Origin of the sequence: sulfur-oxidizing endosymbiont of Gigantopelta aegis (assembly GCF_016097415.1) — a bacterium.
Classification (GTDB): Bacteria; Pseudomonadota; Gammaproteobacteria; order GRL18; family GRL18; genus GRL18.
This window is the reverse complement of record NZ_JAEHGE010000001.1, coordinates 2,992,721-3,017,699: the sequence shown is the minus strand read 5'-3', so window position 1 is coordinate 3,017,699 and position 24,979 is coordinate 2,992,721. Positions and strand designations below refer to the sequence as shown.

Here is a 24,979-nt window from a genome sequence, read left to right as displayed (position 1 = left end):
TTCAGCTCCTGACGGATCTGTTTGTGAACAGGTTCAAAGCCTTTAAATATATATTTTGTGTTTTCAAAATGCATGATGGATTCTTGTATTTTTTGATTTTAGATGGCTCAACATTTTTAGAAACCATTAAGAAAAACCCAGGTATTTTTTTAGTTTCATCTAAAATTCTTAACTTTGCTTTATCGCTTGCTTTAAGTCGTTGATATATCTTAATTCCAGTGACTGATACATCACTATCATGATTAATGACGGAGTAGATAGCATTATTATAGGTTTTGGTTGGAATGAATTCTAAGTCTGAGCGTTTAATGCCATGCTGAGTTAATTGTTCATAAACGACTTGAGACAACATAGTAATGGGAGGCATGATGGCTACTTTTGCTCCTTAATATCATCCAAACTCTGATAGGGTGAGTCTTTAAGAACAATATATAAGCCTTGAATTCTTGTTTGTGTCATCGCTATAGGCTGGTATAAACCTTGAACCTCTAAATAACGACCATGATGAGGTGCTGTCAGTATGAGATCATATGTATTCTTATTGCTTCGTTGGATAAATGATTTAAAGTTGGGAGCCGTCACGATAGATATTTTAGAGCCTATTTGTTGCTCTAAATAGAGGATTAGTTTTCCCTGATGTTTTATTAATTTACTAGACGTGACGTAAGGTAGTACGCCGAATGTGAGTGCTTTATCCTTTGCAAATGCCGAGAACGATAAAGAAGAAAAAATTAGGATGAAAAAAATAGTGTGGAGTACTAATGGGAGTTTCAGTTTATTTTTCATTATTTTCATTTACCGATTATCTCGAGGGTATAAGCGACTCATTTCTTTTCTATCTTAAAAATAGGCAAAAATATGTTATTTTTCAATGATAATATAAAAATATTTGATTGTCAGACGATATTTATAACTTTTCTTTAAGGCATAAATGAGATCAAGTGCTGCTTTAGGAGAAAGCTCATCAGGATTAATTTTTTCAACTGCTATGACTATTTCATGCGTTATTTGTAACTTCTCAATAAGTCTGTGTGATGTGTCAACACTTTTCCGGACAGTTTTCTAAATATTTTTTGGCTGTTTCAAGTGATTTTTGTCATTTTGTATTTCCTATCATTTTAGTTTCTCATGTTAACTTTAAACAGATGAAGAGAAAGGGCTTTGCCCTCTGGAACGATAGAGCCGTTCCATTCACCCAAGGTATTTTCACAACGGTAATGATCCTGTTACAATATCTTCACGGCACAGGCTGAGGAGCCGATGGCCGTCAACGGTAATGGGCGGCATTTATGTCGCCTTTTACCCTCTTCAATCAATCGATTTAAGCTATTTCCTGCTGTATTTCATAATCGACTGGTGACAAATAATCATTAGCCGAATGAAGTCGCTCCCGATTATAAAATACCTCAATATATTCAAATATTGCCTGCTTTGCTTCTACTCTGGTTTTGAATCGACAATGGTGCGTCAATTCAGTTTTCAAACTATGAAAGAAGCTCTCTGATACAGCATTGTCCCAGCAATTTCCTTTGCGGCTCATAGACTGAATTATGTTATGATCCGACAATATTTTTCTATGACTATCAGAGGCATATTGGCTACCTCGGTCAGTATGCCAAAGCAATCCATCCATTGGTTTACGCTTCCATATGGCCATCAGTAAAGCATCATTGACTAGCTTGGCTTTCATTCGCTCATCCATCGACCAGCCAACAATTTGCCTAGAGAATAAGTCAATGACAACCGCTAAATATAACCAGCCTTCCTTGGTGGCAATATAGGTAATATCACCCACATAGTAGCGATCAGGTTGAGAGACAGTAAACTCTCTTTCCAGTAAATTTGGAGATATACGCTTATTATGCTTGGAATTAGTCGTCGCTTTAAAGCGTCTCTTCGTTTTACAAAACAAACCGGCTTTTTCATTAATCGACCAATTCTCCGGCGGCTTATATGAACGCCTTTTTCAGCCAGTTTTCTTTTAAGACGACGGGTTCCATAAGTCTTGCGACTGTCTTCAAACAGTTTTTTAGCTGCTCAGTAAGCGCTTCATTTTCTTTCTCTCTATCCGTTTTAGGAGAGCTAACCCAATCATAATAGCAACTACGGAAACATCCATAAAACGGCACAGAATCGTTACCGGGTAATCTTTAGCCTGATCAGTTATCCATGCGTACTTCACAAAGTTTCCCTTGCAAAGTACGCTGTGGCCTTTTTAATAAATCACGCTCCTGAATCACTTTTGCCAATTCTTTTTCAGACGTTTTACTTCATCATAAATGTGTTCATCACTTCTATTGGCTACCGTCTTCACCGGTTTGGAATATTTACTGATCCAGGTATGTAGAGTATTTACATTAACACCTAGCTCCCTGGCAGTCTGAGAAACAGGTTGATCCGTCTCATTAGCTAATTTGACAGCTGATTCTTTAAATTCTGATGTATAGCTTTTATTCGGTTTTTTTGTTTGATCATTCATTTTAGGTCACACTTTTTATCTTTTAGTTATTTTAAGTTGTGTGTCCGGTTAAGTATAGCCACATTAGTGCATTTAAACAGCACAAACTTTACCTTTCAGCAACTCAGGCAGATATGGGATCAAATTTCTCTTGCTGATCCGGTCATTAATAAAATCCCAGAATGAAATTCCTTGTTTCAAACAAGTTTTCTTTAAACTGACAAAGGTATTCTGCAAAGTTGCCCATCCTTTGAGCGTGTACTACCACTAATTTTACGCTTAATAACATATTCTCGAATATCATTTTCACTCAAATTATTATGAAGAGGAATATCAGGCCGTTCCAATACCAGCAGTAATTCTGTTTTATTTCTTGCCAATCGTTTCAGTGCCTGATTCAACGTTTCAAAGCTTCAAAGCTTGTTTTAGTCCGGCACAATTCATCAAAATGTTCAGCAATCGCTGACTTCAACGGATCATCTGGCTCAAGTTTATATTGTTTGAGATCATAAAATAGTTCCCAAATCTGAGTATGTACCCAGTTCAGTTCTTTATCATGTCGCTCATTGAGTGGTAGTATCCGCTGAAACACTCTGTCTGCATGTATCCAACATAATGCGTGCAACAAAATATCAAATTGTCCTGCATCATCACTCACAATCACCAAATCACTTGGAAAGCCACTGTTAATTAATGCCCCCAGTAAAGCGCCTTCTGTGGCAATGCGAACATGCCGTTGTGTTATGATACTATTGTTCTGCAGATAGTATTTCCAGGCTTCTTCATTATCAAAGCAAGTCTGATGACTTTGTTCAATAACGCTCAATGGCTTGTGAGGTAATTTTTCTGCTCTCATATAATCAAGTGCTGCATCGTTGAGCGTATAATCAACAGCAGCACCTCGTAACAATTGTAGAAAATTAATCCGGCTCTTATATCGAGTACTTGAAAACCAGGCAAAGGTTTCATTGCCAACGTGAGTACAATAACCATTCTTTCCATCATGACGACTACCCGTATCATCAACATGGATATAAGTACTATTGTTGATACCGGCAGTTAGCAATGTATTTTTTCAGTATGAAAATGGTCTTTGTCATGGATTAAAATCTCATTGATCTGACCCGTTGAAATATCAAAACCTAATTCTGTTAATTGTTGTATTATCAATGGCTGAGTCACTCTCTGGTGATAATATTGATAAACGATATAACTCTGTAATGTATGGCCAAAATGTCCTATATGTGTATCAAAGCTCAATTTTCCTATACAGGTATCACCATCGGGTGTTTTATAGCGAGCCAATCGATAACGAGTATTGAAAGGCTTAATCAGCAACTCCTGAACAAAATAATCCTGATACCCTAAAAACGTGAATGTTCTGGCAGGTTATCTGGTTTGATAACGGTGGTTTTATGAATAGCCAATTTCTTCTTTCGTTTACGACTTTTACTAGTCCCATTTCCTGAGTTGTTTTTCTTGCTTCCTGAATGACCTGTCGGATTATCATTGTCATCATCCTTTGGCAATTTACTGGCTCTTATTTTAGGCTTTGGAGGTAGCTTTTAAGCTTAGCAACTTCTGTTTTAAGGGCATCGATTTCAACCTGTTGGTTTTGAATGATTTCCTGTTGTTGCTCCATGAAAGCAAGGAGTAATCGGACTACCGGTGTCTTTTCTTCTTCAGGTATCTCTGGAATTGGAGGTAATTTTTCACTATAATCAATACAGGTTGTTTTCAATAAAACAATTGTATCATGGCTTTTTAAGGCTCTTTAGTTTGCCCTGTGTTGATCAAACTCCCTCTCAGTTAAGATAATATTCAAAAATATTCTATTTCGATCTGAGACAGATCGACAGGATCATTTATAGGGATAAATTACATGGGGCAGTGAAAATGCAATTTTGTCCTCTAAAATGCTGTCAAGACTTTTTTGTTTTTATTTCAAGTTTTGCACAGACTTATTGAGAAGTTACCGTTATTTCGCTTAAGTTGTTGATTGTTTTAGATAATGTGGCTATACTTAACCGGACACACAACTTAAAATAACTAAAAGATAAAAAGTGTGACCTAAAATGAATGATCAAACAAAAAACCGAATAAAAGCTATACATCAGAATTTAAAGAATCAGCTGTCAAATTAGCTAATGAGACGGATCAACCCGTTTCTCAGACTGCCAGGGAGCTAGGTGTTAATGTAAATACTCTACATACCTGGATCAGTAAATATTCCAAACCGGTGAAGACGGTAGCCAATAGAAGTGATGAACACATTTATGATGAAGTAAAACGTCTGAAAAAGAATTGGCAAAAGTGATTCAGGAGCGTGATTTATTAAAAGGCCACAGCGTACTTTGCAAGGGAAACTTTGTGAAGTACGCATGGATAACTGATCAGGCTAAAGATTACCCGGTAACGATTCTGTGCCGTTTTATGGATGTTTCCGTAGTTGCTATTATGATTGGGTTAGCTCTCCTAAAACGGATGAGAGAAAGAAAATGAAGCGCTTACTGAGCAGCTAAAAAACTGTTTGAAGACAGTCGCAAGACTTATGGAACCCGTCGTCTTAAAAGAAAACTGGCTGAAAAAGGCGTTCATATAAGCCGCCGGAGAATTGGTCGATTAATGAAAAAGCCGGTTTGTTTTGTAAAACGAAGAGACGCTTTAAAGCGACGACTAATTCCAAGCATAATAAGCGTATATCTCCAAATTTACTGGAAAGAGAGTTTACTGTCTCTCAACCTGATCGCTACTATGTGGGTGATATTACCTATATTGCCACCAAGGAAGGCTGGTTATATTTAGCGGTTGTCATTGACTTATTCTCTAGGCAAATTGTTGGCTGGTCGATGGATGAGCGAATGAAAGCCAAGCTAGTCAATGATGCTTTACTGATGGCCATATGGAAGCGTAAACCAATGGATGGATTGCTTTGGCATACTGACCGAGGTAGCCAATATGCCTCTGATAGTCATAGAAAAATATTGTCGGATCATAACATAATTCAGTCTATGAGCCGCAAAGGAAATTGCTGGGACAATGCTGTATCAGAGAGCTTCTTTCATAGTTTGAAAACTGAATTGACGCACCATTGTCGATTCAAAACCAGAGTAGAAGCAAAGCAGGCAATATTTGAATATATTGAGGTATTTTATAATCGGGAGCGACTTCATTCGGCTAATGATTATTTGTCACCAGTCGATTATGAAATACAGCAGGAAATAGCTTAAATCGATTGATTGAAGAGGGGTAAAAGGCGACATAAATGCCGCCCATTACCGTTGACGGCCATCGGCTCCTCAGCCTGTGCCGTGAAGATATTGTAACAGGATCATTACCGTTGTGAAAATACCTTGGGTGAATGGAACGGCTCTATCGTTCCAGAGGGCAAAGCCCTTTCTCTTCATCTGTTTAAAGTTAACATGAGAAACTAAAATGATAGGAAATACAAAATGACAAAAATCACTTGAAACAGCCAAAAAAATATTTAGAAAACTGTCCGGAAAAGTGTTGACACATCAAGAGGGTATATCTTTTTCTTGTGTTGGATTGTTCTGTTGTGCATTTTTTTCTAGACTTATTAGCTTGGCCTTGGCCATACTAATGACAGTCTGAGGCACTCCGGCAAGTGCGGCGACCTGGATGCCATAGCTTTGTGAGGCACTGCCTTCTTGCACTTTATGTAAAAATACGATTTTTTCACCATGCTCGATGGCATCCATGTGTACATTAACTATTTGCGCAAAGTTTTCCGGTAATTGTGTTAGTTCAAAATAGTGTGTGGCGAATAAGGTAAAAGCCTGGCAAGTCTTAGCTAAATAATGGGCTGATGCATAAGCGAGGGAGAGGCCGTCATAGGTACTGGTGCCACGACCAATTTCATCCATGAGCACCAGACTTTGCTTGGTGGCATTATGTAAGATATTGGCTGTCTCGGTCATTTCAACCATAAAAGTAGAACGTCCACCAGCCAGATCATCTGAAGCACCTATACGGGTAAAAATGCGATCTACGGGACCAAAACTTGCAGATTTAGCGGGTACATAACTGCCAATATGTGCCATGAGAGTGAGTAGGGCAGCTTGACGCATATAGGTTGATTTACCACCCATATTGGGACCGGTGATCAATAACATACGACGTGAATCATCTAGCAACATATCATTGGCAACAAAAGGGCTGTCCTGAATTTTTTCCACCACGGGATGACGGCCTTGCTGAATGGATAAGCAGGGTTCAGAGTTTAGTTGAGGCTGGCACCATTGCAGGCTGATAGCACGTTCAGCAAAATTGCTTAAAACATCCAGTTCACAGATCGCTTGCGCACTCATTTGTAAGGCTCTTAAATGGGGGGCTAGAGTGTCGAATAATGCTTCATAGAGTGCTTTTTCTTTGCTTAAGGCTTTTTCATTGGCGCTTAGTACTTTATCTTCAAAGGCTTTGAGTTCAGGGGTAATATAACGCTCATTGGTTTTTAAGGTTTGTTTGCGTTGATAATTATCGGGTACGTTGGCAGATTGGGCGCGACTGACTTCGATAAAATAGCCATGAACACGATTATAATTCACTTTTAAGGTGGGGATACCGCTACGCTCTTTTTCACGGCTTTCAAGATCGATTAAAAATTGATTGGCATTTTTTTGAATATTACGCAGCTCATCCAATTCAGCATTATAACCCGGGGCAATGACTCCACCGTCCCGAATCAGTACGGGAGGGTTGTCGATTATGGCTCGTTTGAGTAAGTCATGTTGTTCTGGAAAGACTGCAATGAGCTGAGATAATTGTTGCAATAATGGCTCGTTAAGATTGACTAATTCACTTTGCAATAAGGGCAAGACGGCCAATGAATTCCTTAAACGCTCAAAATCTCTAGGGCGTGCTGTTCTTAACGCAATGCGTGTGAGGACACGCTCAATGTCGCCAATTTGTTTGAGGTGTGGCTGTATGAGCTCAAACTGGCTATCGGTTTGTAGTTGGGCAATGCTTTGATAGCGTTGCTTGAGCTGTGTATGATCTCGCAATGGGCGGTTTAGCCAACGCCCGAGTAAACGACTGCCCATTGTCGTCGAGGTGTTATCCATAACCGACATCAAACTATGTTCTTTATTGCCATTTAATGCCATGTCAATTTCTAGATTACGGCGACTGACGGTATCCAAAATGACGGCTGTTTCGTGTTGTTCTACTTTGAGTTTATGGATATGGGGCAGGGCGGTGCGTTGCGTATTTTGCACATATTGTAATAAGCAACCTGCAGCGCATAGGGCGGTGTCATAGTCGTCACAACCAAAGCCTTTTAAATCTTGTGTGGCAAATTGCTGATTGAGACATTGACGCGCAGATTGTTCCTCAAACCACCAAGCGGGCTGTTCTGCAAAAGCTGTTTGCTTGCCCAATTGCTGTTGTAAAAGGGCTTTGATAGGGTTGTTTTCGGTCAATAATAATTCGGAGGGGCGATGGCGTTCTAATTCGGATTGTAGTGCTTCTAATGAATCCAGTTCAGAAATAGTAAAGTGACCACTGGTCAGATCTAATACCGCCAGTCCAAAGGCGCGTTCAATGATTGCTGGATGTGTGTGTAAGTGCTCTGAAGCCTCTGTTGAAACTGCATTTAAGCTTGCTTCTGAAGCAATAAAAATAGCGGCTAGCAAGTTGTCTTTTCTATCTTCCAGTAAGTTGTCTTCGGTAATGGTGCCGGGGGTTATTATGCGTACTACCTTTCTTTCTACCGGCCCTTTTGATGTGGCCGGATCGCCAATTTGCTCACAAATAGCGACAGATTGATTGAGTTTAACCAATTTAATCAAATAATTATCAACTGCATGGTAGGGTAGGCCTGCCATGGGAATGGGTTCGCCGCCAGAGCGTCCACGAGCAGTTAAGGATAAGTCCAAAAGCTGTGAGGCACGTTTGGCATCATCAAAAAAAAGTTCGTAAAAATCACCCATCCGATAAAATAGCAGCATATTGGGAAATTCTGCCTTTATCTTTAAATATTGCTCGATCATCGGCGTGTTTTTAGGTGTTTTTTTACTTGCTGCTGTATTTGTGCTCATAAATTTTTAATAACTGGCTTTGTTGAAGTGTGAGGTTAGATGAAAACCCCATTATATGATAATAAACAGTGAGTAAAAAGCATCTCTTTTATCTTAAAGCTGCAATCTTGACAGTTATTTTTCTAAGGTCTATCTTTATTGCATGATCAGAAATGCTAATGAATGGTGTGTAGGAAATAATGAGTCAGGATACTAAGTTTGATGTGTCAACACTTTTCCGGACAGTTTTCTAAATATTTTTTTGGCTGTTTCAAGTGATTTTTGTCATTTTGTATTTCCTATCATTTTAGTTTCTCATGTTAACTTTAAACAGATGAAGAGAAAGGGCTTTGCCCTCTGGAACGATAGAGCCGTTCCATTCACCCAAGGTATTTTCACAACGGTAATGATCCTGTTACAATATCTTCACGGCACAGGCTGAGGAGCCGATGGCCGTCAACGGTAATGGGCGGCATTTATGTCGCCTTTTACCCCTCTTCAATCAATCGATTTAAGCTATTTCCTGCTGTATTTCATAATCGACTGGTGACAAATAATCATTAGCCGAATGAAGTCGCTCCCGATTATAAAATACCTCAATATATTCAAATATTGCCTGCTTTGCTTCTACTCTGGTTTTGAATCGACAATGGTGCGTCAATTCAGTTTTCAAACTATGAAAGAAGCTCTCTGATACAGCATTGTCCCAGCAATTTCCTTTGCGGCTCATAGACTGAATTATGTTATGATCCGACAATATTTTTCTATGACTATCAGAGGCATATTGGCTACCTCGGTCAGTATGCCAAAGCAATCCATCCATTGGTTTACGCTTCCATATGGCCATCAGTAAAGCATCATTGACTAGCTTGGCTTTCATTCGCTCATCCATCGACCAGCCAACAATTTGCCTAGAGAATAAGTCAATGACAACCGCTAAATATAACCAGCCTTCCTTGGTGGCAATATAGGTAATATCACCCACATAGTAGCGATCAGGTTGAGAGACAGTAAACTCTCTTTCCAGTAAATTTGGAGATATACGCTTATTATGCTTGGAATTAGTCGTCGCTTTAAAGCGTCTCTTCGTTTTACAAAACAAACCGGCTTTTTTCATTAATCGACCAATTCTCCGGCGGCTTATATGAACGCCTTTTTCAGCCAGTTTTCTTTTAAGACGACGGGTTCCATAAGTCTTGCGACTGTCTTCAAACAGTTTTTTAGCTGCTCAGTAAGCGCTTCATTTTCTTTCTCTCTATCCGTTTTAGGAGAGCTAACCCAATCATAATAGCAACTACGGGAAACATCCATAAAACGGCACAGAATCGTTACCGGGTAATCTTTAGCCTGATCAGTTATCCATGCGTACTTCACAAAGTTTCCCTTGCAAAGTACCGGTTAAGTATAGCCACATTAACTGCCCGTTTAATACAAATAGTTCAGGCACTTGATGTCTATTCTATTTTTGTTGATAAGAGTTGTGTCTGTACAGGGCTTTCTCTAACAGTGGTTGTTCCTTATGTGTTTGGTATTGTTTTTGAAACTATCTGGCAATCAAAAACGGAGCAGCAGGAGCAGGGTAGACATCCCTATTTGATGTTTCATGCGGCAACATTAGCTGATAAAGATAATAAGGCTGTGCTTTTCCCTGCGCAGTCAGGGGCAGGGAAGAGTACTTTAGCGGCACTGTTGGCGGCTAAAGGCTGGTCGTTTTTTACTGATGAGTTATCGATTGTTGTGCCTGATACAAAACAGGTTTTCTCATGTCCATTACCTGTCTGTGTTAAGGATGGGGCGGTTAAATATTTAGTTGATTGTTATCCCTTGATTGAAAAACTGAAACAATATTGTCGACTGGATAAAAAAAATGTGCGTTATTTACCGATTAAGAACGCTGCTTTGTCGTTTGATGTGGGAGCGACACTACAGGCAATAGTATTTCCTCAATATGAGCAAAGTATTGCTTGTGAATTAGTCGTCATTGATAAGACTGAAGCATTGCTACGTTTTCTTGAATGTGGCTCATCGGGGCGACGAATGAAAGAGCATGAATTGGCATCGGTGCTTAAAATGCTTGAGGCGTTGCCCTGCTATTATTTGAAGTATTCTGATATTAATTTGGCTAAATTGGAATTGGAAGCTGTTTTGTTCTAGTATTCCCTAAAAATAATAGGAAAACCCTTGTTTTTATGGTAATATATTACTTAATCATGTAAAGTATTCAATTTAAATTGGCTTTAATTGCTTATTTATTATACAATTTAAATTATGAAGCAAATTTATACATTATTCTGTATTGGTATATAAGTATTAAATAGGGTTAATCGCATGACTAAAGATGAACAGCAAGAAGAAAAACAAGAACAGGGCAAGACCGATCAGTCTCGTCGTGATTTTTTGAGAAAAAGCAAATATGCTGCTTATGCTGCGCCTTTGATGACATCATTGGTTATCAGTCAAAATGCGGCTGCTACGAGTGATACAGGACCTCCTGGCATACCAGGTCCGGGATTCTAGAATAAAGTACTACTTGTTAACTAATAATAAAAATCAGTAAACAACTCGATTAGCAAAATAATAAACTAGTAATGGGATTATAATTAATGAAAATTAAGCGGTTATTAACATTTATAGTATTTTTTAGCGTTGCGTCTACTGCGGGGGCAACAGTTATTCGAGGCGCTGAAAGTGTCTCTAACACAGTATCAAAAGTTGCTGCAGGTTATGGAGTTATTAATACTATAAACCAGTCGGGTTTGAGTGATAATTATAATAATGGTATTACAGATTTCGATACATTTACCAACTCTGTTACAGGTGCATCGCATATTTATTCTGCTGAAAATAATGAGTGGTACTCTGAGTTAGACGCAACAGAAACTATTGATTATTATTTAGGTCGTGTATTTACAGTTGATAAAATCGCAATCTGGAATGAAGATTGGTACGGTATCAGTAGCGTTTCTATCTTTGCATCTAATGATGCATCATTTACAAACATATTATCTTTGGGTAACTTTAGTGTGTTAAATGGTGATTTGACAGATAATGCAAAAAATGTAAATTATTTTGCCGATGTATTGTCTTTTACTGCAGTTAATGCATCTTATATACGATTAGAATTAACGGGTGTTACTTATACTGATCAAAATGGGAATGCATTTACTTATACCTCAATGGGAGAAGTCGCATTTTCTGTGATTCCCGAACCTTCAAGCTTAGCTCTATTAGCTTTTGGCCTAGTAGGTGTTGGATTTACTAGGAAGAAAAAATAACTTAAATTAATTCGCTTCATAGAAAAGCCTCAATAGTGATATTGGGGCTTTTTTTTGCATACTAATTAAGTGCTTTATGATAAAGATAGATATTCAAAACACATTTTTGTAATATGAAAGTGCTTAGTAAGCCATATAATACAAGTAATGAAAGAATAAGGGTGCGGTAAAAATCAAACTATCAAAACGATCCAATATGCCGCCATGACCGGGAATCAAATCGCCACTGTCCTTGATGGCTAAGTCACGCTTGACCGATGAAATGACCACATCGCCAATAAATCCTGAGGCATTGATAATAAGTCCGGCAATTAAACTGAGTTGCATATTCAGTGGTGTGAGCAATGGGCCAATGAATGCTGCACTGATGGCGATGGTGAACATACCACCAAGGAAGCCTTCCCAGGTTTTATTAGGGCTGACTTTGGGAATGATAGGGTGTTTGCCAAGGGCTTTACCCCAGATATATTGACTGACATCGTTGAATTGAGTCATAAATAATAAAAAGATCACCAGTCCCATGCTCCCGGCATCAGGGTTTTTCTCTGGTAAGACCAATAAATAGGCAATATGGCTGAGACAGTAAACGGTTAACATCACTGCCCAATGGATAACGCCTGCGGCGCGGATAAAGCCCTGAGTTTCACCGATTAAGACCATGCGCATGGGCAGGAATAGGAATAAGTAAACGGGAATAAAGATAATAAATAGCCCATACCATTCGATGCTAATGAGATAGTATTGAATGGGGATGGCTAAATAAGCCCAAAAGATAACCCGACGGTCACATTGGCGCGTAGGAACGATGGAAAAGAACTCTTTTAGGGCTAGAAAGCTGATAAAAGCAAATAAAATAATGCCATAGGTCTTTCCTGAAGTCTGTCCCAGAGTCATGAATACAAATAAAATCCCAATCATCCACCACCAGGACTGAATCCGTTGACGCAACTCGGTATAGTCTTTATCGGGATGGCTTTTTTCTATGATAAATCGGCTAATGGAGGCAATGACGAGTAAACATAAAACGGCCACCATGACCCAAAATGAGTTTTCAGGGATATTAAACATGCTTATTCTTCTTTATCGCTAGGAGTGATTAGGTTTTCAAGGTAGTGAGCGTCATCGACAGTTTAAAGTATTTATGACGATATTGCTAAATTGAAATTCTGCCTTATTTTTCTAATAATTAGCTTGATGTGTGAAAAAGATAGTCAAAAGTGTGGAATTAAAAGATAATAGAGCAAAATAAATTAAAGATAATAATGTTAGGAATTATTTATGATTAAGAAGTGCTTATTTCCAGCGGCGGGCTATGGCACGCGCTTTTTACCTGCGACCAAGTCGATGCCTAAAGAAATGTTGCCTGTGGTTAACAAGCCTTTGATTCAATATGGTGTAGAAGAAGCCATTGATGCGGGATTGACTACGATGGCCATTGTGACAGGGCGTGGCAAACGGGCAATGGAAGATCATTTTGATGTCAACTATGAACTGGAGCACCAGATAAAAGGCAGTTCCAAGGAAGAATATCTGGAAGGTATCCGTAGCATTATGGATAAAAGTGTATTTTCCTATACCCGTCAAATTGAAATGAAGGGTTTGGGACATGCTATCTTGTCAGGCGAAACATTGATTGGCGATGAACCGTTTGCCGTGGTGTTGGCGGATGATTTGTGTATTTCACCTGAAACAGATGGTGTGCTAGCGCAAATGGTTGGCCTGTATAAGCAGTTTCGTTGCAGTATTGTTGCGGTAGAAGAAGTGCCTATGGAAGATACGCAAAAATACGGGGTGATAAAAGGCGATATGATCCGAGATGATATCTTTAAAGTCACCGAAATGGTTGAAAAACCAGCACCGGAAGATGCCCCCAGTAATTTAGCCATTATTGGCCGTTATATCTTAACGCCGGATATCTTTGATATTTTGCGTAATACCAAGCCGGGTGTGGGTGGTGAAGTACAGATCACAGATGCTTTGATGCAGCAAGCAAAAGACGGTTGTGTGTTGGCGTATAAGTTTAAGGGGCGACGTTTTGATTGCGGCAGTGTTGCTGGCTTTGTTGAAGCGACTAATTATTGTTTTGAAAATTTATACGAATAGAATATCGCTTTAAAAGTAAGAGGATAAGTCGTGGGAAACGCTTTACAAGATCAGCTACTCAAGGCAGGTTTGGTCGATAAAAATCAGGCTAATCGTGCTAAAAATGTTAAGCATAAAAAAATGAAACATCAGCGTAGCAATAATCAGACTATTGTTGATGAAGCTAAGCAATTGGCGGAAAAAGCCATTCAGGAAAAGGCTGCCAAGGATAGAGAGCTGAATCGTCAACGGGATGAAAAGGCTCAGCACAAAGCCATTATTGCGCAAATCAAGCAATTGATTCTTAGCAATAAAGTGCGCAAGGGCAATGGCGATGACCTGGCATATAATTTTGAAGATAACAAAAATGTGAAACGGATCTTTGTTACCCAGGAGACCCATGATGATATTGCGCTAGGGCGTTTGGCGATTGTTAAGCTTGAAGGGCAGTATGAAATTGTACCGGGGCCAGTGGCAGACAAAATAATGCAACGAGATGCAAGTTATATTCTCTTGCGTAATGATCCATCGAAGCAAGAAGCGGATGCCGAAGCCGATGAATTTTATGCGGACTATGAAATCCCTGATGACTTGATGTGGTAATGAGTGATTTAATATGTTTTTATGACAATAAATTGGGAAATACATGACAATGGAACAGTCTGGCCTTATTCGTCTGGTTTTAAAAGGCAGAAAGAATTTTGTCGTATTCAGTCTCACAATTTTTATTCTCAGTTATTTTTTTACTTGCGCTGCTCTTTATGCCAAGCCAGTCACTGACCATCAGACCGCCCAGGCGCAACCTGCTGTCTGGCAAAACAAGCATTTCCCTAAGCCTGAAAGTCTCGTCCCTGCGGTGCAATTCTGGACTCAGGTCTACACAAAAATTTCCACCTCAGAAGGTTATTTACATGATAATGTCAATTTGTCCATTATCTATGAAACCATTAAGCTGCCCAAAGGCTTAAGTTATAAAGCGCGTGCAAAACTGAGCAAAAAAATAAAAAAGAAATATCAGCGTATTCTGGACAAACTCATAAAGTTTCAGCGTTCTGGTGGTAAAAATAAAGCCATACAACTCAGTAAAGAAGAACAGCGGGTGCTGGCCTTATGGCCAAAAAATGTCACGGCAAAGGAATTACGCAAGGCAAAAAAACGTATCCGCTTTCAATTGGGACAGGCTAATAAGTTTCGTGCGGGTATAGTACGTTCCGGCAAGTGGCGACCCTATATTATTTCAGTGTTGAAAGAAATGAATTTGCCCCTTGAGATTGCTGTCCTACCTCATGTTGAATCCTCTTTTAATTATAGGGCTTATTCAAAGGTCGGGGCAGCCGGTATGTGGCAATTCACTCGCTCCACTGGGCGTCGCTATATGCAGATCGATCAGGTCTTAGATGAACGGCTCGATCCCTTTATTGCTACTGTGGCAGCGGCGAGATTATTAAAAAATAATTATGCTGTGACAGGCACCTGGCCATTAGCACTCACTGCTTATAATCATGGTGCTGCTGGCATGCGTAGAGCGGCAAAAAAAGTCGGTACTACTGATATTGATGTGATTATTCGTCGTTACAAAAGCCGTAGTTTTGGTTTTGCCTCGCGTAATTTTTATCCCTCCTTTTTAGCGGCTTTGGCAATCGCCCAACAGCCAGAAAAATATTTTAACAATATAAACCTTGCTGCACCTGCGGATTATGAAATGCTTAAAATGGCTGATTATATGAATATGGCTACGGTGCTTAAGGCGCTAAAAATTAGTCGAGAAGACTTAATGGCGGCTAATCCGGCCTTGCGTCCGGCGGTTTGGAATGGCAACAAATATGTGCCGAAACAGTATGACTTGCGTATTGAGCGTTCAACTTCAGACAATGTGGCATTGGCTATTAGCGAGCTACAAAATGTAGCGGCCAATGAGCGCTTTGACAAGCAAAAGGCAGATCGTTTTCACCGTGTTACCAAGGGGCAGACGCTATCGCTTATTGCCGCACGCTATGGTATCAGCATGAGAGACCTAGTTGAGAGTAATAATATGCGTAATAAGCATATTATTCGTATTGGTCAGGTGCTGATTCTGCCACAAAAACAGGGCAAACAGCTTGTTTTGGCAAGCAATAAAAAGCCAGCCGTTAAGGAGCAAAATCCACCCATTCCTGAGCCAATCGCTGTGGCAGAAGATGGGATTTATGTGGTTAAAAAGGGTGATAGTCTGGAGCGTATTGCGCGTAAAAATGAATTAAGTGTTAGGCAATTATTGCGTTTAAATAATATGACCCATCAGTATTTATCGAATAAAAAGAAAATTTATCCGGGGCAAAAACTTACCTTGGTCAAGCCTGAAGAAATTGTGCAGCAAGAAAAAGTACAATTGGCTCAAATTGATAAAGCATTGGCCAATAAGCCTACGATAGTAGCGGAAGCATTTGCTTCGGGTGATGCTGAAACTGAGTTGCTTGCTCCTGTCGCTGTAGATTCGATAGCGGTTGTAGATTCTATCGCTGTTGTTGACAAAGTAGATCCTGTAGAAAAAGAAACGATGGTTGCAGAAGGTGAAGCTCCAGAGGATATTGAGCTTATAGACTCAGAATTAACAAAAGCGGAATCAACGGAACTATTGGCTGATCCCAGTGATTATTCAGTGAGTGAGGATAAATCAATTGAGATTCAGGCGGCAGAAACTTTAGGCCATTATGCAGAATGGTTGCAAATCAGAGCCAGAGATTTGAGGCGCCTGAATAAAATAAAATATGGTAAGCCAATGGTGGTGGGAAAGCGCCTTAAACTGAGTTTTGTTAAGGTGTCGGTAGAAGAATTTGAAGCACAACGCGTTTTGTATCATAAAAACTTACAAGAAGAATTTTTTGTTCGCAATCAAATTGTTGGCACCGATAAATATCGCTTAAACCGGGGCGAGTCAGTCTGGATACTGACTCGAAAAACCTACAAAATCCCTTTTTGGTTATTACGGCAATATAATCCGGATTTGAATTTAAACCATATTACGGCTGATAAAATTATCACTTTTCCTAAGGTACAACATCGTGAATAAGGATAAAGGCTTTTTTACTGAATGGCTTTGCGTTAAAATAGCGCATAGCTGTAGAATATAAAGCTCTTACAAACATAAAGGTAAAAAAAAGGAACACAATATGTCTCGCAAGAAACGCTCAGCGCGTAAAGCTGAAACGCTGTTAACAGCACCCAGAAATCCCTTGTTCAACCACCCTTTAATGAAAAAATCTCATGTTCACGACAAGCCCGGCAAGGCAAAGCGTCGAGCAGAAAAAGTACGTTTCAGCAAAGACTGGTATTCTCAAAGTGGCCTTATTCAAAATCATTTAAAGGCTATTTTGAGAATGCCAGTTTTTAGTCTTGGTCAAGTTAGCTAAAGAAGTTAGCTAAAGAAGTTAGCTAAAGAAGTTGGAGTGAGTGCGTGCCAAAACCCATTGTATTTTCTATTATAGAATCAGCCCTGCATCCTAAATTGTCAGGCTTATACGATGAACTGGGGTATGAGGAACTGCAATTTAATTCAATTAGAAAAACCTTGGCAGCTTTAAAGAAAAATAAGCCCGATGTTATTGTGGCAGAGTTTTTTTATGCCTTTGGTACCAACTATGCCAGCAATCATATCTGTAATTTAGATACTTTGTTGATTACTCTGCAAAAATATCCCGATTACCAGCCAAAATTAATTATTATGGTCAGCAAACGAGAATATGAATTTGTCAGTAAGTTAGAGGGGCATTATGATTTTCAATACAATGCCGACTATGTACTTGCTCAACCGGTCAGTGAAGCTCAGATTAGAGCACTCATTTAACCTAGAAACCTCAGTTGAACCTACTGCGAACGTCCAATGCACTGAATCTACAAGACTTCCCAAAATATTTTAACTTCACCCGTAGGGTGACTACGAATAAAGCTAAAATAACTTGTAAAGCCTTGAATCTACAGCACCTTGAACGCTCTCGCTACGATTCAACTGAGGTTTCTAGGTTTAACGATTTCATAGCAGGGAATATATTCGCTACCGGGTAATTTCATGCGCTTTTGTTCGACAAAGGCACTGAGTAATTTATCTAAGGGTGTCATTATTTCTTCATCACCGCTGATTTGAAACTTCCCATTTTCTTCAATGGAAAGAATACCTTCTTCTTTGACATTACCAGCGACAATACCGGAAAATGCCCTGCGCAGGTTAGCGGCCAATAAATGTGTTTCCTGATCCTTATGCAGTTCTAATTGACTCATATTTTCATGGCTTGGTATAAATGGTAATTGAAATTCTTTATCAATGTGTAATATCCAATTGTAATAATAAGCATCGCTGGTACTGCGCCTATAATCGGATACGTCTTCTATCATGGAGCGCATTTCCCGGGCAACTAATGCCGGATCATCGATAATAATTTTATATTTTTGCTGTGCTTCAAAGCCCAGAGTGCTTTCAATAAAATGGTGAATCTGTTTGAAATAATCTTCACTGCTTTTAGGCCCAGTTAGGATCATTGGAAAGGGCACTTCTTTGTTTTTTGGGTGTAATAAGATACCTAATAAATAAAGAATTTCTTCGGCTGTTCCTGGCCCACCAGGAAATACAATCACGCCATGTCCCATGCGCACAAAAGCTTCCAGACGTTTTTCAATATCCGGTAGGATGATGAGTTCATTTACGATGGGATTGGGTGATTCAGCCGCAATAATGCCCGGTTCAGTAATGCCGATATAGCGTCCATCGGTGATGCGTTGTTTGGCATGGGCGATATTAGCTCCTTTCATTGGGCCTTTCATTGCTCCAGGGCCACAACCGGTACAGACATTCAGATAGCGTAGACCGAGTTGATAGCCCACTTCTTTGGTATATTCATATTCTATGCGATTAATTGAATGACCGCCCCAACAGACGGCGATATTGGGTAATACTTCGGTCTGCAAAGCCTTGGCATTACGTAAAATATGAAAAATCGCATTGGTAATGTCTTCGGTTTTTTCTAAGTCAAAACGTGGATTGGTTTCAATTTCATTGCCGACAAATACAATGTCACGTAATACCGAAAAAAGGTGCTCCTTGATACCGGTGATCATTTCACCATCGACAAAGGCTTGTGCCGGTGCATTGGATACCTGTAATTTAATTCCCCGTTCCTGTTGGATGACTTCAATTTTAAAATCAGGATATTGTTCCAGTACTGCTTTGGCATTGTCTTCGGTGCTGCCGGTATTTAATACTGCAAGTGAGCAGGCACGGAATTCATAGGAAAATCTTTCCTTGCTGGCAGTGAGCAGGGTGTGGACTTCCCACTTTGATAGTACATCCATTTTGCCTTCGGGGGTAAGACGTTCATTTACTTTCTGCATTGCTTTATCCATTATTGATTGCTTGTGTCTTTGTGAGAATAGTGAGGGTAAAATTCGCTTCCCAGTTCATAATGCTTTGCCTGAGAGGGGCTATTAAAAGGTGATTCAAAACTCATTTTATAGGCTGTTAAGCATAAATTGACTGCATCATTGCTCGTTTGTCCCTTTGGTTTGGAACCATAGAGACGATCACCAATGATTGGGAAGCCAATATCAGCAAGGTGTTGACGAATTTGGTGTTTTCTACCGGTTAAAATTTGAATATCAAGCAGGCTATAGGCATTATCTGTCTGTTCGTTTGTACTGAGTATTTTTGTTATGGCCTTTTTATCTTCTAGTGGTGTATCCAGTGTTTGGGGGGCATCGGGATGGCCCTGTACCAATGCCTTGTAGTATTTGTTGATAGTACGTGTTTTAAACATTTCTGATAATATTCTGGCTGCCGTTTTACTATGAGCAATAAGGATTATAATGTGGCTATACTTAACCGGACACACAACTTAAAATAACTAAAAGATAAAAAGTGTGACCTAAAATGAATGATCAAACAAAAAAACCGAATAAAAGCTATACATCAGAATTTAAAGAATCAGCTGTCAAATTAGCTAATGAGACGGATCAACCCGTTTCTCAGACTGCCAGGGAGCTAGGTGTTAATGTAAATACTCTACATACCTGGATCAGTAAATATTCCAAACCGGTGAAGACGGTAGCCAATAGAAGTGATGAACACATTTATGATGAAGTAAAACGTTAATGTGGCTATACTTAACCGGACACACAACTTAAAATAACTAAAAGATAAAAAGTGTGACCTAAAATGAATGATCAAACAAAAAACCGAATAAAAGCTATACATCAGAATTTAAAGAATCAGCTGTCAAATTAGCTAATGAGACGGATCAATCCGTTTCTCAGACTGCCAGGGAGCTAGGTGTTAATGTAAATACTCTACATACCTGGATCAGTAAATATTCCAAACCGGTGAAGACGGTAGCCAATAGAAGTGATGAACACATTTATGATGAAGTAAAACGTCTGAAAAAAGAATTGGCAAAAGTGATTCAGGAGCGTGATTTATTAAAAAGGCCACAGCGTACTTTGCAAGGGAAACTTTGTGAAGTACGCATGGATAACTGATCAGGCTAAAGATTACCCGGTAACGATTCTGTGCCGTTTTATGGATGTTTCCCGTAGTTGCTATTATGATTGGGTTAGCTCTCCTAAAACGGATAGAGAGAAAGAAAATGAAGCGCTTACTGAGCAGCTAAAAAACTGTTTGAAGACAGTCGCAAGACTTATGGAACCCGTCGTCTTAAAAAGAAAACTGGCTGAAAAAGGCGTTCATATAAGCCGCCGGAGAATTGGTCGATTAATGAAAAAAGCCGGTTTGTTTTAAACGAAGAGACGCTTTAAAGCGACGACTAATTCCAAGCATAATAAGCGTATATCTCCAAATTTACTGGAAAGAGAGTTTACTGTCTCTCAACCTGATCGCTACTATGTGGGTGATATTACCTATATTGCCACCAAGGAAGGCTGGTTATATTTAGCGGTTGTCATTGACTTATTCTCTAGGCAAATTGTTGGCTGGTCGATGGATGAGCGAATGAAAGCCAAGCTAGTCAATGATGCTTTACTGATGGCCATATGGAAGCGTAAACCAATGGATGGATTGCTTTGGCATACTGACCGAGGTAGCCAATATGCCTCTGATAGTCATAGAAAAATATTGTCGGATCATAACATAATTCAGTCTATGAGCCGCAAAGGAAATTGCTGGGACAATGCTGTATCAGAGAGCTTCTTTCATAGTTTGAAAACTGAATTGACGCACCATTGTCGATTCAAAACCAGAGTAGAAGCAAAGCAGGCAATATTTGAATATATTGAGGTATTTTATAATCGGGAGCGACTTCATTCGGCTAATGATTATTTGTCACCAGTCGATTATGAAATACAGCAGGAAATAGCTTAAATCGATTGATTGAAGAGGGGTAAAAGGCGACATAAATGCCGCCCATTACCGTTGACGGCCATCGGCTCCTCAGCCTGTGCCGTGAAGATATTGTAACAGGATCATTACCGTTGTGAAAATACCTTGGGTGAATGGAACGGCTCTATCGTTCCAGAGGGCAAAGCCCTTTCTCTTCATCTGTTTAAAGTTAACATGAGAAACTAAAATGATAGGAAATACAAAATGACAAAAATCACTTGAAACAGCCAAAAAAATATTTAGAAAACTGTCCGGAAAAGTGTTGACACATCATTAATCCGCTGGTGGCGCGATCAAGGCGGTGGACTAAAAAGGCATTACGTTGTGGGCTTATATGTGTTTCAGCCCAGCGATAGATAGCACCGTGATCACCGTATTTGCTACCCTGTGAAAGCATACCGGAAGGCTTATACCAGACGCTATAATCGCCTTCATCGGCAATAAGGTGGGCGTTAAATTCTGTTTGAGCTAGAATTTTTGCATCGTAATATAAGTGCAGGGTATGGTCTTTTTGCAGCTTTTTGCTGGCACGTCGGATGCGGCGCGTTGACTTGCCCTGTGTGAGCCAAACAGCTCCTTTTTGCATGATTTGTTTGACTTTCTGCCGAGAAAAGCCGGTATGTTCGGCTAAAATATCAATTGCTGTGACATTGTCATGAGCAATCTGCAAATGTTTTTCAAATCGCTCTGAAGTATTGGTTGACGTATTGCTTGTCATTTATCTCGACTGGTTAGTTTTATGGCTTATATTTATTTGTAATGTCTATTTACTATTTATATCTTCTATTTCTATTGCTATAGTAATAGTATGCAGATTAAAAGAGTGTCATGAAAGTTTAATCTGATTGTCACTTATTTAATTGTAGCAATCTTTTATGACACTTAGAGTAACATTAATCTTTTTATTTTTTCAATGCGTTGTCATTAAAATACAGTATATTCCCAAATGTTACGGGTATAGTTTGAAAGAAGCGAGTGTATGAAGAATAATTTACCATTAGCACAAGACAAAAAATTAACAGTGCTATTTAGACTTGAGTCCGGTTGTTTGGGGCCGGAAGGCGAATCCCATATTGAAAAATTTTGCCAAGTGGCAAAGAGTGAATTTGCCACCTTGTTTTCAGATTTCGTCTATTGGGATATTATCCCCAGAAGGGATAAATCCTTGCCTGAGATGCAATACCTGATTAATAATAAAAAGCTTAATCAAGCTCAAGCGGCAAAGTTTTTGGCTTTGTTTGATGTCAAGTTGCCAGATTTTGAACATGAACTTCACAAAAGCCTGACACTTTGTATTGACCGATATTTAGGGCATTAACCAATCCCAATTTATGTGGGAGCAGATCAACCTACTTCAGATGTAGGATGTGGTGAGGCACGAACCGCATCAATGTTTTTAAGCATCTATGGTTTTAAGTATCAATGGTTTTAAACCGACGTTTTTGATGCGGTTCGTGCCTCACCGCATCCTACGAATATAAATTGGCCTATTTTATCTATTTTTTCCGTGGGGCTTTTTTGCTTGCGGTCTTATTATCTGAGTCTTTTGTCTCAGTTTCTTCCTCGGCTTTTTCTTCTATTTTTTCTTCAATGGGGGATGCGACTTTAACTTTTTTGATTTGTTTCAAAGCTAATTTTACTTCATCAGACTGAAAGGCTAGGTGTTCAGAAATGGCATAAATTTGATCTTCGTTAAGAGCCAGCTTTTTTTTCAGTGGTTCTAATAACATGCTAATGTCTTCTGCAGCACAAATGACAGAATCATAAGCTTCGGCTTCTGATTTTATGTCGAAACGATTCAATTCATCACCTTTTTTATTGCACACGATGTATTCAAGTCTAATTGACATTTATTTTGCTCCTGAGAAATATTTTGTAAATTAAATGGCATGTTTGGGGTTCGATTATTAATTTTGATAATTGTACAATATAATTTTGTCTTTCACCAGCGCTATCGCAGTAGCAGATAGAGTTTTTGTTAGCGAATTAGTCTTATCCGTAGGGTGGGCACAAAAGCGTGCCCACCCTACGGCCTATGAAATTAGCGATAAAATTAACGATGAAATCTGTAAACACGGTATAATGTTAACAATATTTGATTTTTAAAAAGGTTGTTATGCAAGGTTATAGTCTCGATCCACATCCCGGAGCCAATGTCGCTGGACGGCATTTTGCGGTAGTTTACTCGCCAAGAAAAAAACGCGATCGTTTTCCCTCAACCACGGTGACTGTTTATGAGTCAAAAGAGGAAGCAATAGCAGAACAAGATCATGATAGTAAAATGTATGCAGCAGAGGTGATAGGTCCGGCCAAGTCATCGGAGGGCTTTATGATTTTTTATTTGGTAGAGTGGTTCGACTGATGTTTCAAAGATAATGAGTGGGGTCATAGAATTAGCCCCGAAGTTGAACCTAAAAAAATCAGTTGAACCTACTGCGACCGCCTTATGCACTGAATCTTAAGAATTTTCCAGAACATTTTGACTTCACCCTTAGGGTGACTACGAATAAAGCCAAAATAACCTGTAAAACCCTTAATCTTCAGCACCTAAGTCGCTCTCGCTACGATTCAACTGATTATTTTAGGTTGAAACAAGTTTAAATTTCTTCCATTTCAAATTCATTTTTACCTTTTGAGCAATCAGGACAGACCCAGTCTTCGGGTACATCTTCCCAACGTGTGCCAGGTGCTATGTTTTCTTCTGGAAAACCTTCTTCTTCATCATATACAAAATTGCAAACCTTGCAACGCCATGTTTTCATTAAAAAACTCCTAAAAAATTAATAACCAAGTAATAATGTAAGGTATTTTAGATAGATTTACTTTTTTTGTCAAAAATATGAGCAATTCTCGTTATTTTTGCTGGGATTCATTTATGATATTATTTTTAACTGGAGAATTACTATGAAAAAACTGAGGGAAGTGCTTTATATTGTGCCGATTATCTTCGCCGCATACCTATTGGTTGCTTGCTCTGATGAACATCAGGCAAACAATGAGCACATGAAGCAAAATAGTTCAATTTTAAATAGTCAAATGCAGGCACTTGAAAAAGCCAAAGGCGTAGAACAGTTGGTAAATGATCACGCTGAGGAACAACGGCAAGAAATTGATCAGGCATCTCAGTAGAACAAGAATAAAAAAAGGAGCTTAAGTTGTTACACTCAAGCTCCCTTTATGCTACTAAATAATGATTTACGCAGCTTTGATTGAAGCACTCTTTAGTTTCTGAGGATTGCTATCGGCTGAGGTATTGATAGAAATCGTATGTGGCTTCATTGCTTCGGGGATTTCTCTTACCAATTCAATATTTAATAAGCCATTGACTAAGCTGGCAGAGGTCACTTTGACATGCTCAGCTAATTGGAAGCGATGTTCAAAGTTGCGTGCGGCAATACCACGATGCAGATATTGGCGAGATTCAGCATCTTTTTGTTCGTCTTGATCACCGGTAATCGTCAGTACATTACTTTCTGTTTTTATATTGAGTTGAGACTCATTGAAACCCGCTAATGCCATTGTAATACGGTAGCTGTCTTCATCGATCAGCTCAATATTATAGGGTGGATAGCTAGGTTGGCTCTGTGCAGTACGAGTGGCACGATCAAGCTTGGAATAGAGGTGATCAAAACCGACAGCAGAACGAAATAGGGGAGCAAAATCAAATGTGTTCATAATAATATCCTTTCATTTAAGCAATATTTATTTAGCTGGTCTACACTTACTATTAGTCATGTTTAGGGCTAAGTAGTTTTAGAGCTAAACAAAA

24 protein-coding genes and 6 pseudogenes are annotated in these 24,979 nt (G+C 39.2%); 14 read left to right on the top strand and 16 right to left on the bottom strand.

Annotated elements, in window-relative coordinates; genetic code table 11:
* Nucleotide 1: 1 nt before the first annotated feature.
* The 7 genes and pseudogenes from JEU79_RS28065 to JEU79_RS15330 form a co-directional block, all read right to left on the bottom strand.
* A pseudogene (locus JEU79_RS28065) lies at nucleotides 2-786 on the bottom strand (phosphate/phosphite/phosphonate ABC transporter substrate-binding protein).
* A 535-nt stretch (nucleotides 787-1,321) separates the two neighbouring features.
* Nucleotides 1,322-2,479, bottom strand: a pseudogene (locus JEU79_RS28715) (IS3 family transposase).
* Nucleotides 2,480-2,670: 191 nt separating this feature from the next.
* Entirely contained in the window at nucleotides 2,671-2,859 is a 189-nt protein-coding gene (locus tag JEU79_RS15350; protein WP_198264809.1) for an IS66 family transposase, read from the bottom strand.
* Nucleotides 2,856-3,524, bottom strand: a complete 669-nt coding sequence (locus tag JEU79_RS15345) for a hypothetical protein (protein ID WP_198264808.1) — start codon at nucleotides 3,522-3,524, stop codon at nucleotides 2,856-2,858. Before JEU79_RS15345 ends, JEU79_RS15350 begins: the two co-directional genes overlap by 4 nt.
* Nucleotides 3,518-3,796, bottom strand: coding sequence for a hypothetical protein (locus JEU79_RS15340; RefSeq protein WP_214660591.1), 279 nt, complete (start codon nucleotides 3,794-3,796; stop codon nucleotides 3,518-3,520). The genes JEU79_RS15345 and JEU79_RS15340 overlap by 7 nt, the downstream gene beginning before the upstream one ends.
* A 26-nt stretch (nucleotides 3,797-3,822) precedes the next feature.
* Nucleotides 3,823-3,987 (bottom strand): hypothetical protein, encoded by a 165-nt coding sequence (locus tag JEU79_RS15335; protein WP_198263330.1) that lies wholly within the window; start codon nucleotides 3,985-3,987, stop codon nucleotides 3,823-3,825.
* 11 nt (nucleotides 3,988-3,998) lie between these two features.
* A complete protein-coding gene (locus tag JEU79_RS15330; RefSeq protein WP_198264807.1) occupies nucleotides 3,999-4,199 on the bottom strand; it encodes a hypothetical protein in 201 nt (66 codons plus the stop codon).
* A gap of 345 nt (nucleotides 4,200-4,544) precedes the next feature.
* Here JEU79_RS15330 and JEU79_RS15325 point away from each other — a divergent pair.
* Nucleotides 4,545-5,688, top strand: a pseudogene (locus tag JEU79_RS15325) (IS3 family transposase); the annotation flags it as partial.
* Between the two features lie 288 nt (nucleotides 5,689-5,976).
* Here the strand turns inward: JEU79_RS15325 and mutS are convergent.
* Both mutS and JEU79_RS15315 read right to left on the bottom strand, forming a co-directional pair.
* On the bottom strand, nucleotides 5,977-8,517 hold the full coding sequence (gene mutS, locus JEU79_RS15320) for a DNA mismatch repair protein MutS (RefSeq protein WP_198264806.1): 2,541 nt from the start codon (nucleotides 8,515-8,517) through the stop codon (nucleotides 5,977-5,979).
* A gap of 490 nt (nucleotides 8,518-9,007) precedes the next feature.
* Nucleotides 9,008-9,891, bottom strand: a pseudogene (locus JEU79_RS15315) (IS3 family transposase); the annotation flags it as partial.
* Between the two features lie 111 nt (nucleotides 9,892-10,002).
* On the opposite strand from JEU79_RS15315, the gene JEU79_RS15305 reads away from it, so the two are divergent.
* From JEU79_RS15305 to JEU79_RS15295, 3 genes are all read left to right on the top strand, one after another.
* Complete coding sequence (locus JEU79_RS15305; RefSeq protein WP_198264805.1) at nucleotides 10,003-10,650, top strand: hypothetical protein; 648 nt, start codon at nucleotides 10,003-10,005, stop codon at nucleotides 10,648-10,650.
* 174 nt (nucleotides 10,651-10,824) lie between these two features.
* Complete coding sequence (locus JEU79_RS15300) at nucleotides 10,825-11,013, top strand: hypothetical protein (protein ID WP_198264804.1); 189 nt, start codon at nucleotides 10,825-10,827, stop codon at nucleotides 11,011-11,013.
* An 86-nt stretch (nucleotides 11,014-11,099) separates the two neighbouring features.
* Nucleotides 11,100-11,771, top strand: a complete 672-nt coding sequence (locus JEU79_RS15295) for a PEP-CTERM sorting domain-containing protein (protein ID WP_198264803.1) — start codon at nucleotides 11,100-11,102, stop codon at nucleotides 11,769-11,771.
* A gap of 123 nt (nucleotides 11,772-11,894) precedes the next feature.
* Here the strand turns inward: JEU79_RS15295 and JEU79_RS15290 are convergent, their stop codons facing one another.
* Nucleotides 11,895-12,839 (bottom strand): phosphatidate cytidylyltransferase, encoded by a 945-nt coding sequence (locus tag JEU79_RS15290; protein WP_198264802.1) that lies wholly within the window; start codon nucleotides 12,837-12,839, stop codon nucleotides 11,895-11,897.
* 210 nt (nucleotides 12,840-13,049) lie between these two features.
* On the opposite strand from JEU79_RS15290, the gene galU reads away from it, so the two are divergent.
* From galU to JEU79_RS15265, 5 genes are all read left to right on the top strand, one after another.
* Nucleotides 13,050-13,874, top strand: coding sequence for a UTP--glucose-1-phosphate uridylyltransferase GalU (galU, locus tag JEU79_RS15285; RefSeq protein ID WP_198264801.1), 825 nt, complete (start codon nucleotides 13,050-13,052; stop codon nucleotides 13,872-13,874).
* A 30-nt stretch (nucleotides 13,875-13,904) separates the two neighbouring features.
* Entirely contained in the window at nucleotides 13,905-14,456 is a 552-nt protein-coding gene (locus tag JEU79_RS15280; protein ID WP_198264800.1) for a DUF2058 domain-containing protein, read from the top strand.
* Nucleotides 14,457-14,499: 43 nt separating this feature from the next.
* Nucleotides 14,500-16,902 carry a lytic transglycosylase domain-containing protein gene (locus tag JEU79_RS15275; RefSeq protein WP_198264799.1) on the top strand — a complete coding sequence of 801 codons (2,403 nt, stop codon included), beginning with the start codon at nucleotides 14,500-14,502 and terminating at the stop codon, nucleotides 16,900-16,902.
* Between the two features lie 100 nt (nucleotides 16,903-17,002).
* On the top strand, nucleotides 17,003-17,242 hold the full coding sequence (locus tag JEU79_RS15270; protein WP_198264798.1) for a hypothetical protein: 240 nt from the start codon (nucleotides 17,003-17,005) through the stop codon (nucleotides 17,240-17,242).
* Nucleotides 17,243-17,286: 44 nt separating this feature from the next.
* Nucleotides 17,287-17,676 carry a hypothetical protein gene (locus JEU79_RS15265; RefSeq protein ID WP_198264797.1) on the top strand — a complete coding sequence of 130 codons (390 nt, stop codon included), beginning with the start codon at nucleotides 17,287-17,289 and terminating at the stop codon, nucleotides 17,674-17,676.
* Nucleotides 17,677-17,834: 158 nt separating this feature from the next.
* Here the strand turns inward: JEU79_RS15265 and ppnN are convergent, their stop codons facing one another.
* A complete protein-coding gene (gene ppnN / locus JEU79_RS15260; protein ID WP_246540327.1) occupies nucleotides 17,835-19,226 on the bottom strand; it encodes a nucleotide 5'-monophosphate nucleosidase PpnN in 1,392 nt (463 codons plus the stop codon).
* A complete protein-coding gene (locus tag JEU79_RS15255; RefSeq protein ID WP_198264796.1) occupies nucleotides 19,226-19,711 on the bottom strand; it encodes a pseudouridine synthase in 486 nt (161 codons plus the stop codon). The genes ppnN and JEU79_RS15255 overlap by 1 nt, the downstream gene beginning before the upstream one ends.
* 38 nt (nucleotides 19,712-19,749) lie before the next feature.
* On the opposite strand from JEU79_RS15255, the pseudogene JEU79_RS15250 reads away from it, so the two are divergent.
* Nucleotides 19,750-19,968: pseudogene (locus JEU79_RS15250) on the top strand (transposase); the annotation flags it as partial.
* A 77-nt stretch (nucleotides 19,969-20,045) separates the two neighbouring features.
* A pseudogene (locus JEU79_RS28710) lies at nucleotides 20,046-21,192 on the top strand (IS3 family transposase); the annotation flags it as partial.
* A 232-nt stretch (nucleotides 21,193-21,424) separates the two neighbouring features.
* On the opposite strand, the gene JEU79_RS15230 reads toward JEU79_RS28710, so the two are convergent.
* Entirely contained in the window at nucleotides 21,425-21,928 is a 504-nt protein-coding gene (locus JEU79_RS15230) for a pseudouridine synthase (protein WP_198264793.1), read from the bottom strand.
* Between the two features lie 261 nt (nucleotides 21,929-22,189).
* Between JEU79_RS15230 and JEU79_RS15225 the strand changes: the two genes are divergently transcribed.
* Nucleotides 22,190-22,528 (top strand): hypothetical protein, encoded by a 339-nt coding sequence (locus JEU79_RS15225; protein WP_198264792.1) that lies wholly within the window; start codon nucleotides 22,190-22,192, stop codon nucleotides 22,526-22,528.
* A gap of 178 nt (nucleotides 22,529-22,706) precedes the next feature.
* Here the strand turns inward: JEU79_RS15225 and JEU79_RS15220 are convergent, their stop codons facing one another.
* The gene (locus tag JEU79_RS15220) at nucleotides 22,707-23,060 is read right to left on the bottom strand and encodes a YebG family protein (protein WP_198264791.1); all 354 of its coding nucleotides are present in this window, start codon (nucleotides 23,058-23,060) and stop codon (nucleotides 22,707-22,709) included.
* A gap of 245 nt (nucleotides 23,061-23,305) precedes the next feature.
* On the opposite strand from JEU79_RS15220, the gene JEU79_RS15215 reads away from it, so the two are divergent.
* On the top strand, nucleotides 23,306-23,572 hold the full coding sequence (locus tag JEU79_RS15215; protein ID WP_214660590.1) for a hypothetical protein: 267 nt from the start codon (nucleotides 23,306-23,308) through the stop codon (nucleotides 23,570-23,572).
* Between the two features lie 235 nt (nucleotides 23,573-23,807).
* Here JEU79_RS15215 and JEU79_RS15210 read toward each other — a convergent pair whose 3' ends face one another.
* On the bottom strand, nucleotides 23,808-23,972 hold the full coding sequence (locus tag JEU79_RS15210; protein ID WP_198264789.1) for a rubredoxin: 165 nt from the start codon (nucleotides 23,970-23,972) through the stop codon (nucleotides 23,808-23,810).
* A gap of 142 nt (nucleotides 23,973-24,114) precedes the next feature.
* Here JEU79_RS15210 and JEU79_RS15205 point away from each other — a divergent pair, with 142 nt between their 5' ends.
* Nucleotides 24,115-24,339, top strand: a complete 225-nt coding sequence (locus JEU79_RS15205) for a hypothetical protein (RefSeq protein WP_198264788.1) — start codon at nucleotides 24,115-24,117, stop codon at nucleotides 24,337-24,339.
* A gap of 66 nt (nucleotides 24,340-24,405) precedes the next feature.
* Here the strand turns inward: JEU79_RS15205 and JEU79_RS15200 are convergent, their stop codons facing one another.
* Complete coding sequence (locus JEU79_RS15200; RefSeq protein WP_198264787.1) at nucleotides 24,406-24,885, bottom strand: Hsp20 family protein; 480 nt, start codon at nucleotides 24,883-24,885, stop codon at nucleotides 24,406-24,408.
* Nucleotides 24,886-24,979: the final 94 nt, after the last annotated feature.